This window comes from Wohlfahrtiimonas larvae (genome assembly GCF_002006755.1).
Classification (GTDB): Bacteria; Pseudomonadota; Gammaproteobacteria; order Cardiobacteriales; family Wohlfahrtiimonadaceae; genus Wohlfahrtiimonas; species Wohlfahrtiimonas larvae.
Genome location: NZ_MVDO01000134.1, coordinates 1 through 12,176 on the forward strand (window position 1 = coordinate 1; position 12,176 = coordinate 12,176).

11 protein-coding genes are annotated in these 12,176 nt (G+C 36.8%); all 11 read right to left on the reverse strand.

Translation table 11 applies throughout. The annotated features are described in order from the left end of the window. The coding region (ubiB, locus tag BZK14_RS07815; RefSeq protein WP_077925972.1) for a ubiquinone biosynthesis regulatory protein kinase UbiB at positions 1-1,575 on the reverse strand (1,575 nt) is incomplete at its 3' end. A 20-nt stretch (positions 1,576-1,595) separates the two neighbouring features. After that, on the reverse strand, positions 1,596-2,345 hold the full coding sequence (gene ubiE, locus BZK14_RS07820) for a bifunctional demethylmenaquinone methyltransferase/2-methoxy-6-polyprenyl-1,4-benzoquinol methylase UbiE (protein WP_077925962.1): 750 nt from the start codon (positions 2,343-2,345) through the stop codon (positions 1,596-1,598). A 19-nt stretch (positions 2,346-2,364) separates the two neighbouring features. Then, positions 2,365-3,195 carry a shikimate dehydrogenase gene (aroE, locus tag BZK14_RS07825; protein WP_077925963.1) on the reverse strand — a complete coding sequence of 277 codons (831 nt, stop codon included), beginning with the start codon at positions 3,193-3,195 and terminating at the stop codon, positions 2,365-2,367. 9 nt (positions 3,196-3,204) lie between these two features. Next, positions 3,205-5,073 (reverse strand): DNA mismatch repair endonuclease MutL, encoded by a 1,869-nt coding sequence (mutL, locus tag BZK14_RS07830; protein WP_077925964.1) that lies wholly within the window; start codon positions 5,071-5,073, stop codon positions 3,205-3,207. Between the two features lie 64 nt (positions 5,074-5,137). Further along, positions 5,138-6,184, reverse strand: coding sequence for an outer membrane protein assembly factor BamC (gene bamC, locus BZK14_RS07835; protein WP_077925965.1), 1,047 nt, complete (start codon positions 6,182-6,184; stop codon positions 5,138-5,140). A 68-nt stretch (positions 6,185-6,252) separates the two neighbouring features. Further along, positions 6,253-7,128 carry a 4-hydroxy-tetrahydrodipicolinate synthase gene (gene dapA / locus BZK14_RS07840; protein WP_077925966.1) on the reverse strand — a complete coding sequence of 292 codons (876 nt, stop codon included), beginning with the start codon at positions 7,126-7,128 and terminating at the stop codon, positions 6,253-6,255. Between the two features lie 61 nt (positions 7,129-7,189). After that, positions 7,190-7,957: an exodeoxyribonuclease III gene (gene xth, locus BZK14_RS07845; protein WP_077925967.1), complete on the reverse strand. Its 768-nt coding sequence runs from the start codon at positions 7,955-7,957 to the stop codon at positions 7,190-7,192. A gap of 120 nt (positions 7,958-8,077) precedes the next feature. Next, positions 8,078-9,184 carry a zinc-binding dehydrogenase gene (locus BZK14_RS07850; protein ID WP_077925968.1) on the reverse strand — a complete coding sequence of 369 codons (1,107 nt, stop codon included), beginning with the start codon at positions 9,182-9,184 and terminating at the stop codon, positions 8,078-8,080. 52 nt (positions 9,185-9,236) lie between these two features. Then, complete coding sequence (locus BZK14_RS07855) at positions 9,237-9,596, reverse strand: cupin domain-containing protein (protein ID WP_077925969.1); 360 nt, start codon at positions 9,594-9,596, stop codon at positions 9,237-9,239. Positions 9,597-9,609: 13 nt separating this feature from the next. Continuing rightward, positions 9,610-10,344: an SDR family NAD(P)-dependent oxidoreductase gene (locus BZK14_RS07860; RefSeq protein WP_077925970.1), complete on the reverse strand. Its 735-nt coding sequence runs from the start codon at positions 10,342-10,344 to the stop codon at positions 9,610-9,612. 434 nt (positions 10,345-10,778) lie between these two features. Continuing rightward, positions 10,779-12,176 (reverse strand): DNA polymerase I (gene polA / locus BZK14_RS07865; RefSeq protein WP_077925971.1); only part of this gene is annotated, 1,398 nt, incomplete at its 5' end.

Here is a 12,176-nt window from a genome sequence, read left to right on the forward strand (position 1 = left end):
TCCCCCAATCCATTCATCTAAATTATGCCAACTTATAATTGTGGAAACAAAAATCACTGAACCCATCAATCCATAAATTTTCCGTGTAGTTTGTTTTGCTTGAATTTTCTGATATTTTTCTAATACTTTATCATTAATATCAACTTTAAGCTTACCTCTCACCATATCTTGAGAGATCAAAAACATATTTTGCATTGCTTCTGGTAAATTATCAACCCAATTTGGAATTGCACGCTGATATTTTTGCGCAACCGATTTGACGCTCTTTTGTGATTTTACAAATTTGACTAAAAATGGTTTTGCAGTTTTCCATAAATCCAATTCGGGATAAAGCTTGCGGCCAATCCCTTCAATATTGAATAAAGTTTTTTGCAATAATACTAATTGCGGCTGTACTTCCATTTTAAAACGACGGCCTGTTTGAAATAACGATAATAAAAAGCCACCAAATGAAATTTCACTCAATGGTTTATTAAAAATCGGCTCACAAATTGAACGAACAGCAGATTCTAATTCTTCAATTGAAGTATCCGCTGGCACCCAACCTGATTCCACATGTAATTCTGCAACTCTGCGATAATCCCGATTAAAGAATGCTAAAAAGTTACTGGCTAAATAATGTTTATCTTCTTCGCCCAATGTACCAATAATGCCATAATCCAGTGCAATATAAGAAGGATTCATAGGATCTGTCACATTAACAAATATATTGCCGGGATGCATATCTGCATGAAAAAAGCTATCCACAAACACTTGTTTAAAGAAAACTTCTACACTTAATTCAGCTAATTTTGGAATATTGACACCTAAAGCTTTTAAAGTATCCACATGATCCACAGGCACACCTGAAATCTTTTCCATAACCATGATATCTTTGCATGCATATTCCATATAAATATGCGGAATATACATTTCTGTAGAACCTTCAAAGTTACGTTGCAATTGCATACCGTTGGCTGCTTCTCGCGTTAAATCCAATTCACTTAGAATCGTACGTCGATATTCTTGTACCACTTCAACAGGGCGTAATCGCTCACCACCAGAAACATAATTTTCAACAACACGAGCGATCATTTCCATCAATTGAATATCACGTAGAATGACTTTTTGAATATTAGGGCGCACAACTTTAACAACAACCTCATCACCATTTTTTAAAACAGCACTATGAACTTGTGCTATTGATGCTGCAGCCATGGGCACTTCATCAAAACTGTCAAAAACTTCCAACAAAGGTTTTTTTAATGACTTTTCAATGATTTGAATCGCTAATAATGACTCAAATGCAGGTACATCATCTTGAAGTTTGGCAAATTCATCAACATATTCATCAGGAAATAGATCGCTCCTAGTCGAAAGCGCCTGTCCTAATTTCACAAAAGTTGGCCCCAAAGCTTCTAAAGCTAAACGAATGCGTATTGGCAAAGATGTATTTTTATGCTTATTCAAAAGATTGACAACAGGTTTTAAAAATACAAATAGTCGAAACACTGGGATCATAAATACAAGCTCATACAAGCCATAACGCATTAAAATCCAATGAATTTTTAAAACTCTTAACCAACGTGAAAACATAGCCAACCTTGTGAAATCAATTAATAAACAAAACCACGATGAATCGCAACAATACCGCCTGTTAAATTTTTATATTCAACTTCATCAAAACCGGCTTCTAACATCATTGATTTCATTGTTTCTTGATCTGGATGCATACGAATAGATTCAGCCAAATAACGATAACTTTCTTCATCATTTGCAATCACTTTTCCCATCATAGGTAATGCTGTAAAAGAATAAAAATCATATAATTTTGTTAAAGCTGGATTATTCGTTTTAGAAAATTCCATCACAACCACACGACCACCTGGTTTTGTCACACGGCGCATTTCTTTCAATGCTTGTAATTTATCCGTCACATTACGTAAGCCAAAGCTGATGGTTACTAGATCAAAAGTATTATCAGGAAATGGAATTTCTTCTGCATTAATCAATTCAAAAGAAATATTATTAATAAATCCTGAATTAATCACACGTTTGCGGCCTTCTTCTAACATTGATGAGTTAATGTCAGATAAAACCACATGCCCCTCATCACCGACACGTTTAGCAACTTTCATGGCAATTTCGCCTGTGCCACCTGCCAAATCTAGAGCTTTTTGCCCTTTGCGTGCGCCTGTTAGCTCAATCATCGTACGTTTCCACAAACGATGAATACCAAAGCTCATCACATCATTCATCACATCATATTTAGATGCAACCGAATGGAAAACCTCAGCAACCTTCTCTTCTTTTTTGTCTTTATCAACGGTTTGATAGCCAAAGTCGATCTGTTCTTTATCGCTCATGATCTTTAATCCTATTCATTCAACAATCTGCGGTATATGATAACAGAACTTGGCGTAAATCTTGATAAACCATTTCTGTTTTGGGCTTAATACCATGCCAAAATTCAAAGCTAAGCGCCGCTTGTTCAACTAACATCCCTAAACCATCGAAAGATTTTTCTGCGCCATTTTCGGCCAAATATTCCATGAATATCGTAGGCTTTGTGCCGTACATCAAATCATAGCCAATTGTGCTAGCATCAATTTCACAAGGTAACGGCGTAAACTCATTACTCAATGAACTGCTTGTCGCATTGATGATCAAATCAAATCGCCCTGATAAGTTTTGCCATTCACAAGCATTGATATTACCTTTTTGATTAAAATCTTCAGCCAATCGCACAGCTTTTTCATGAGTACGATTACTGATCATAATTTCAGAAGGATTTGCACGCAATAATGGCCCTAAAATACCTTTCGTTGCACCGCCTGCACCTAATACTAAAATTCGTTTGTTAGCCAATACTAAATGATGGCGATCCACCAAATCACACAGCAATCCATTGCCATCTGTGTTGTGCCCAATGAATTTATCATCCGAGAATCGTAAAGTATTAACAGCGCCTGCCTCAATTGCTTCAGCCGTTAATTCATGAGCAAATCGAAAAGCATTTTCCTTAAAAGGCACGGTCACATTTGCACCCAATAAACCTTGATGAATCAATTCCGCCAATTCGCCTTCAAAATTATCTTTCGCCAAACAAAAAGCTTTATATTCCAAATCAATACCACAATTACGTGCAAACATTGCATGAATCATTGGGGATTTTGAATGGGCGATGGGATTACCTAAAACACCATATAACTGCATATTTTCTCCTTATTGACCACGCAAAAACATACGATCCAAATCCACCATGCCAATGGATGTCCAAGTTGGGCGGCCATGATTACATTGATCTGCTCTTTCTGTTCTTTCAATATCACGCAATAATGCGTTCATTTCTGGCAATGTCATTTTACGGTGATGGCGAATTGCACTGTGGCAAGCCATTGTGCTTAAAATTTCATTCACAGCCGCTTTAATTTTCTCGCTCGAACCATAGCGATCAAAATCATCAATTACTGCTGTGATTAAACGATCAATATCTGCATTAATCAATGCTGCAGGAACTTCTCGCACCACAATTTCATGATCACCAAATGCTTCTGCTACAATTCCCACTTGCACCAACTCCTCTTGAAATTCTGCCACAGCTGCAACATGCTTGCCTTGCATTTGCATCACTTTCGGGATTAATAAAGGCTGACGAACCAAGGTTTGATTTTCATGAATATTGCGCTTAAAGCGTTCATAAATAATTCGCTCATGCGCTGCATGCATATCCACTAACACTAAGCCTTGCTGATTTTCTGCTAATATATATGCGCCATGCAATTGCCCAAGCGCATAACCTAAAGGTGCATCATCCACTTGATCATTTTCACCTGCTAAGGATTGCGGCTGAAATGTGGATAATACAGGGTTTACTTGTTCAGCTTTTTGATCCAATCCCAATGCAGCATAAACGTTCACAGGCTGATCATTGCGTGAACTGTGAAAAGTTGAAGATGCATTATTTGCACTATAGGAAGGATTAAAATTCAATCGGCTCTGTTGCTGTACAGGTTCAGGCGTTGGCTGAATAAACTCAGAAGCGGTATTAGCAGATTGCTGATTACCTTGCATTTCCAATAATGGCTTTGCAACAACTTGATGAATGGTTCTAAAAAGAAAATCATGTACAAATCGTGATTCACGAAAACGCACTTCATGTTTGGCAGGATGAGCATTCACATCCACACCTTCAGGATCCATCGTCAAATAAACAATGAAGGCAGGATGGCGATGGCCATACAAAACATCTTGATACGCTTGCTTAATAGCATGTGCAATCAAACGATCCTTCACCATGCGCCCATTCACATACACAAACTGCCAATCTGTTTGATTCCGTGAAAACGTAGGTTTTGCAATCCAACCATGCAAAGTTAATGTGCCACGTAAATCTTCAATCGTATGTGTAAAATAAAAACTATTGTCCAAAAACTCTTGGCTAAAAATTGTACCGATTCTGCGCTCTTTATCCTCTTGGCTCTCACAAGCTTTAGTATCAAATACTACTTTATCATTATGTGTAAGCTTAAAAGCAATATCAAAACGCACAAGTGCCAAGCGCTTCACCAATTCTTCGATGTGGCTAAATTCTGTGCGCTCTGTTCTTAAAAACTTTTTACGGGCAGGCACATTATAAAAAAGATCTTTAACCTCAATGGTTGTACCGAAAGGATGAGCAGCTGGCATTGGCTTTTCAATTTCATCATTGCCAACACCTGTCACTTTAAAACCATGGGAAGACTCTGCCGTTCTTGTGGTTAAAATTAATTCAGCAACTGAAGCTATACTTGCCAAAGCTTCACCACGAAAACCCAAGCTTTGTACACGTACCAAATCATTAGAATCTCGAATTTTACTTGTCGCATGGCTTGTTAATGCAAGCAATAAATCCTCTTCATGAATCCCGTTACCATTATCACGAATCGTAATTTTCTTAGCACCACCTTCATGAATTTCCACAATGATCTCAGTTGATCCAGCATCAATGCTATTTTCCACAAGTTCTTTCACAACAGATACTGGACGCTCAATCACTTCGCCAGCAGCAATCTGATTAATGACTTGAGGAGATAATTTTTGGATTCTTTTCATAATTTCCATCACACAAAAAAGAAACGCCTGTCAAACAGGCGCTTTTTAATGATACTTGGTTGAATTAATGCAAACTTGTTCTCAAGCGTTGCATGATTTCGCTGTTAGGCATACGATCTAAAGATTCAATATTAATCGTTGTACGATTTTTACCATCAGCACTCATCGTCACGTTGAAGCGATAGTAAATTGATTCTTTTTCTTGCCAAAATTTAAGACCGCCACCTTTTGTTTTATTAGGATCACGTTGCAATACCATATAGCTATATTCATTGCTATTTTGTGATTCAATTTTAAAGGTTGCGCCATCATCTAAAATATTACCCACTTGAATCCATACTGTATCTAATGGGCGATTAATCACAACACCATTGGCAGTTTCTTCCATAATCATGGAACTAGCACTTTTCACTTCTTTAGGGTTAGCAACACCTAATTTAGCTGCCAAACGAGAGATCATTTCTGCTTCCAACTCAGAATCTCTTGGGCGATCTACCCATGTATGGAATTCATTATCACGACCAGAAGTCTGATCTTTCATACCATAATGCGTCACATAAACAAGAACTTCGCCTTTTCCACCACGCTCTAAACGAATTCTAAACTTATCACGTGTAGGTGATGAGAATACATTATCCATTGCAGATTTTAATAATTGACGAATCCAAGAATCAGGAACATCCGCCCTATTTTCTGCCCAACCAGACTCTAAGATGCCAGCCTCTGGATTTTGAATTTCAATAGGCAATCCTACTTCTTGGAATAACTGCACAGATCTTGACCAAACATATTCAGCTGGCAAAGTTGTTGCTATCCAACGAGTATCACCTGAACGCTCAATGCGAACAGCATCCGAAGACACCAATACTCTATTCGACATATTATTTCTATTATTTGCTTGCTTTTGATAATCACTCAACATTTGAGTCGTGCGATTATTGCTATCCACATTACCACCACGTCCCACTAAATCTGGCGGTAACTCTAATGGATTAACAGATGATGCTTGAAGATAATCTAATCGACCTTTAGGTTGAATGGAGTTCGTTGAGCAACCAGAAAGTACGATCAAGCCAGCAAGACCACCTATTAATGCTTTGTTATATTTCATATAAATTTCCGAATAGTTTTAAATAAACACATTAACGTCATAAAATTGTGCGATATTATAGCAATAAATTACGCTTTCGGTAATTTCGTGATCAAATCCTGCATGGTTAAATGATATTGTTTGTCTAAACTTATCAATGGTAAACGGATACCGCCCTGAATTTTACCCATTTCTTTCAAAATCCATTTCGCAGGAATTGGATTTGCTTCAATGAATAATAAGCGATGTAGTTCTTTAATTTCTTCATTTAGACTTTCAGCTTTCTCACGATCACCCGCCATAGCAGCTTGAGTCATTTTATACATTTGTAATGGAGCAATATTAGCAGATACCGAAATCACACCATTGGCACCACGTAAAATCGCTTCACATGCTAAGCCATCTTCACCTGACCATACAGAAAATTTATCGCTCGATACTTTATCTAACAACTCATCCATACGCTCTAATGTAGATGCTTCTTTAATACCAATAATATTATCAATATTGGCTAAGCGAGCCACTGTTTCTGGCAACAAATCAACACCTGTACGACCAGGAACATTGTATAAGATTTGAGGAATGTCCACAGATTCAGCAATCAATTTGTAATGCTGAAATAAACCTTCTTGTGTCGGTTTATTATAATATGGCGTTACCAACAAACAGGCTTGAGCACCATCTTCTGCTGCCCAATGCGTTAGTTTTAATGCTTCTAATGTCGAGTTAGAACCTGTGCCTGCAATGACAGGTAAACGGCCATCTGCGAACTCTACAACTTTACGGATAACTTGACGATGTTCGTCATAATCAAGAGTCGCTGACTCTCCAGTTGTTCCAACTGCTACAATTGCATCCGTTTTATTGATCACATGAAATTCGACTAACTTTTCTAAAGCGCCATAATCTACACGACCATCAGGATACATTGGTGTAACAATTGCAACTATACTTCCCGTAAACATGATTCCACTCTCCATTAATGCTACGCAATAAGATAAATAAATTCTTTATACAATAATTTATTTAATCCTTTAAGTAAATAGCGACAGGCGCATGATCAGAAGGTCGCTCTTTTGCTCTAACTTCACGTAAAACTTCTGATCTCATCATACGTGAAGAAATATTTTTAGATAATAAAAAGTGATCAATTCTCATTCCTTCATCTTTTTCAAACTGTCCTTGACGATAATCCCACCATGTAAACATAGGATCTTGCGTTGCAAATATACGCAGTGCATCCACAAAACCTAGTGATAACATATCATTAAAGGCTGTACGTTCTTGATCAGAGCAGAGAATTTTTCCTCGCCACAATTCAGGTGCATAAACATCTTCATCTTTAGGCACGATATTAAAATCTCCCATTACCACAACATTTTCATACTTTTCTAAAGTATCTTTCAAATAATCATGAAATGCAGAAAGCCATCGGAGCTTATATTCATACTTTTCTGAACCAACCTTTTGCCCATTAGGTACATAGACATTAATGACACGACAATCACCTATTGTTGCTGCGATTAAGCGCTGTTGATCATCTTCAAAATTTGGCAAATTGACGTCAATATCTTTAGGCTCAACTTCACTGATCAAAGCAACACCATTGTAAGCTTTCTGTCCACTGGCAATTGCATGATACCCTAAAGCCTTAACTGCATCGAAAGGAAAAGATGCTGTTTCACACTTTAATTCTTGCAAACCAATAATAGCAGGTTTGACATCTTTCAATATCTCTTCTAAATGCACTTGGCGCACATTAATGGAATTAACATTCCATGTAATGATTTTCATAATATTCCTTACAATGCAAAATGATCAATATACCATTGTAATCAATTTACCTCTCTTTCTAATATTTTCGGTCATAAAAAACGCCATCCGAAGGATAGCGTTTGTCAACCATTGATCATACTAATCGAATGATGTAATCACTGATCGAGCAATACCTAATTTATCTGTAGCTAAATCATCATAAGCTTTTTGAACATCATCAATATGTATTTCTCTTGAGATAAGATCATCTAAATTTAAACGACCATCTAAATAGTATTGAGCATACATTGGCAGATCTTTTTTGATATTGGTAGATCCCATCCAAATGGTTTTGATATTTCTATTGGGATAAATTAAGTCGACAGATCCATCAATTTCTAATTTCTGATTGGGTCTAAATAAACCTATTAAGTATAAAGAGCCACCTAAACGCAAAGTATTTAAAGCATCCATTGTAGTTGGCACTAAACCAATAACTTCAAATGCAGCATCCACACCGATACCATTTGTTATCTTCATAACCTCATCCACAACATTCTGTGTTGTAGAATTTATGGTATGGGTCGCTCCAAATTTTTTAGCTAACTCAAGCTTAGAATCTTGAATATCCACTGCGATAATTTTAGAAGCACCACAAATTCTAGCACCAGATACAGCATTCAATCCAACACCGCCTAAACCAACCACAACAACACTATCTCCAGGGCGAATTTTTGCAGTGTTAATCATAGCGCCTGCACCTGTTGCAGTTGCGCATCCCATAATGCAAGCTTGAGGAAATGGCATTTCCACAGGGATTTTAACTAGCTGATTTTGATGAATTAATGCTTTCTCAGCAAAACCAGCAATGCCTGATAATTGAAAAATGGGCTTGCCATCTTTACCCGATAGTCTAGGTGGCTGATCTGCACTTCTTAATGTAGATTCTTTATTCAAGCATTGATAAGAATGCCCTGATAAACAAGCATCACAGCATCCACAATATTGGATAACACATGCCGCCACATGATCACCCACTTTAAATTCAGTAACACGATCACCAACTGCAGATACAACACCTGCAATTTCATGCCCAGCAACCAACGGTGCTTGCTGGCCTTCGCCATTATTTAAAATATGTAAATCAGAATGACATAACCCTGACGCTTTGACATCTACCAATACTTCATAATCTACAGGATTATCAATTGAAATTTCTTCTGTGACAAATTTAGTTTTAAATTCTCTAATCACTGATGCTTTCATAGACCATTCTCCGAATTATTTTTAACGTTATTTAAGGATAAATTTTTTGGTATTATCCAGCTGCAAGGTAATGCTTAATAAAAAAGTCACTTTCAACATGACACGTTAATGTCGTACCTTCTCGCACAAGCCAGCTATCACCTGCTTTTAATAAGAATTTTTCTCCTGTATCATCATTAATTAATGTGATTTCACCAGCCAATAAGATAGATTGCTCTGTAAATAAATATGTTGTTGTAAATTGGCTTTTTTTAACACCAAAATATCCACTATTAATTTTTTTAACATGATCATTCAATACTAGCTTCCCATAAACTATCGTTGCACCAGATAAAGATTTGATATTGAAATTATTCATATCCCCCCATTCATCTAGCTCATCAAATTGAATATTTTCTGATATTTTTAACATAGCAAAATCTCCGTTATTGAATCACGTAACCACCATCTACAATAAACTCTGAACCTGTTGAATAACTTGAATCATCAGAAGCTAAAAATAAAATTAACTTAGAAACTTCTTCAGGCTCTGCTAAACGCTGCATGGGGATCATTTTCGTAACTTCTGCGGCTAATTCAGGCAACTGCATAACCATAGGCGTTTTAATTGCCCCAGGATGAACTGAGTTCACTCTGACATTGTGAGGTGCAAATTCAATCGCTGCTGTTTTTGTCATACCGCGGATTGCAAATTTGCTATCAGTATAGCCGGTTGCTCCTGCACTAGTTACCAAACCAAACATAGATGATGTATTGATGATACTGCCAGATTTTTGAGCGATCATATGAGGCGCAACATATTTCATACCTAAAAAGACAGAAAACTGATTTGTCATAATGACTTTTAGATATTGTTCAGCGCTCATTTCAATGAGAGGAATGGAGTATTGGATACCCGCATTATTAACTAAAACATCTATTTTATTGAAATGCTCCAATGTAAATTGAACAACTTTTTTCCAATCTTCTTCATTTGAAACATCATGTTTGATAAATAAAAGGTTATCACCATAACCATCTGCAAATTTTTGGCCTTCTGTTTCATTAATATCAGTAATGACAACCTTTGCACCTTCCTGAAGAAATAATTTAGCATGAGAAGCCCCCATTCCCTGAGAACCACCTGTAATAATTGCCACTTTACCTTCCAAACGTCCCATATTTTCTCCTCATTTTCACCTGAATCTAACGTATGTTTATGTACATTTTTCAAAAATATTTTCAGAACTGAAACAAGAATAATGATGCATACAATATTACTTAACACTATTAATTAGCATCTATTATTTTCATATAAAACAAAGATATGAATTAATCATCTGTACTTAACGGTATCATGTTTTTTATAAGAATAAATTTTTTTCGTATTATTTATATATATATTATATGCACAAACCATACTATCTTTACAATTAACATTAAAATCAAACAAATAGCAGGGCATATGTAAAATAATTATATAAATCAAGCACTCATAATAAGTGAAACTTATTAAAATTTACGCTATTCAATATGAACTATTCAGAGCAACTTATAACAGATAATAAAAAGCGCCATCCAATGGATTGCGCTTTGAGTTTAATCATAAAAGAGATTAATGTACTTCATCCCAATTATCACCGATTGCCACTTCTACTTTTAAGGGCACTTTTAGCTCAATGATTTTTTCCATCGCATTTTTCAATAACTGAGCCGCGGCTTCCGCATCTTTTTCCACAACTTCTAATATCAATTCATCGTGCACTTGCAACAGCATTTTGGCATCTAAGCTTGATGCAGCTAGTTGCTTATCCACTTCAATCATTGCTAATTTAATGATATCCGCAGCAGTTCCTTGCAATGGTGCATTCACTGCAACGCGTTCAGCGCCTGATTTCATCATGTGATTTGTGCTATTGATATCAGGCAATGGCAAACGGCGACCCAATAATGTTTCCACATAACCCAATTGGCGTGCTTTTTCTTTTGCATCCTCCATGAACTGCAAAATGCTAGGATAACGGCTAAAATAACGCTGAATATAATCTTGCGCTTGTGCACGAGCAATACCCAACTGCTTCGCTAAACCAAATGCGCCCATGCCATAAATCAAACCAAAGTTAATCGCCTTTGCTGAACGACGCAAATCGCCTGAAACTTCTTCCAATGGCGTATGAAAAACTTCTGAAGCTGTCGCTCTATGAATATCTAAATCATTTTTAAACGCTGCAATCAATGTTTCGTCACCTGAGAAATGCGCCATCAAACGCAATTCAATTTGTGAATAGTCGGCAGAGATCATTTTATAACCATCTTTCGCTATGAACGCTTGTCGAATCTTTCTGCCTTCTTCTGTACGCACAGGAATATTCTGAAGATTTGGTTTCGATGAAGACAATCGCCCTGTAGATGTCAAAGCTTGGTTAAATGATGTATGAATGCGTTGAGTTGTCGCATCCACTTCTGCAACTAAAGCATCTGTATAAGTGGATTTCAATTTTGATAATTCACGATATTCGATGATGTGCTTTGGCAATGGGAAATCAAGCGCTAATTCTTGCAACACTTCTTCATTAGTAGAAGGTTGCCCTTTTGCTGTTTTCTTAATCACAGGCAAGCCTAATTTACCAAATAAGATTTCACCCAATTGCTTCGGTGAACTCAAGTTAAACTCTTCACCTGCCAAATGATAAACTTCGTTTTCTAGTTTCGTTAATCGCTCTGCCAGCTCCGCACTAAATGCTTCTAAATGTGGCACATTCACCAAAATTCCATCATGCTCCATTTTTGCTAGAACGGTTAATAATGGCATTTCAATCGTTTCATATAACGATTTCAATGTCGGGATAGAATCCACTCTTGGTTTCAAAGCCTGCCATAGGCGCAATGTGATATCTGCATCTTCTGCTGCATAATGGGTCGCTACTTCTAATGGAATTTCATTGAAAGTCTTTTGTGCACGACCTTTGCCTGCGATTTCCTCAAATGGCGTTGTTGTGTGATCGAGATATTT

Coding starts and splice junctions, on each gene's coding strand:
- BZK14_RS07850 (WP_077925968.1), bottom strand. CDS start 9,184: ATGAAAGCATCAGTGATTAGAGAATTTAAAACTAAATTTGTCACAGAA.
- BZK14_RS07860 (WP_077925970.1), bottom strand. CDS start 10,344: ATGGGACGTTTGGAAGGTAAAGTGGCAATTATTACAGGTGGTTCTCAG.
- ubiE (WP_077925962.1), bottom strand. CDS start 2,345: ATGAGCGATAAAGAACAGATCGACTTTGGCTATCAAACCGTTGATAAA.
- dapA (WP_077925966.1), bottom strand. CDS start 7,128: ATGTTTACGGGAAGTATAGTTGCAATTGTTACACCAATGTATCCTGAT.
- xth (WP_077925967.1), bottom strand. CDS start 7,957: ATGAAAATCATTACATGGAATGTTAATTCCATTAATGTGCGCCAAGTG.
- BZK14_RS07855 (WP_077925969.1), bottom strand. CDS start 9,596: ATGTTAAAAATATCAGAAAATATTCAATTTGATGAGCTAGATGAATGG.
- mutL (WP_077925964.1), bottom strand. CDS start 5,073: ATGAAAAGAATCCAAAAATTATCTCCTCAAGTCATTAATCAGATTGCT.
- aroE (WP_077925963.1), bottom strand. CDS start 3,195: ATGCAGTTATATGGTGTTTTAGGTAATCCCATCGCCCATTCAAAATCC.
- bamC (WP_077925965.1), bottom strand. CDS start 6,184: ATGAAATATAACAAAGCATTAATAGGTGGTCTTGCTGGCTTGATCGTA.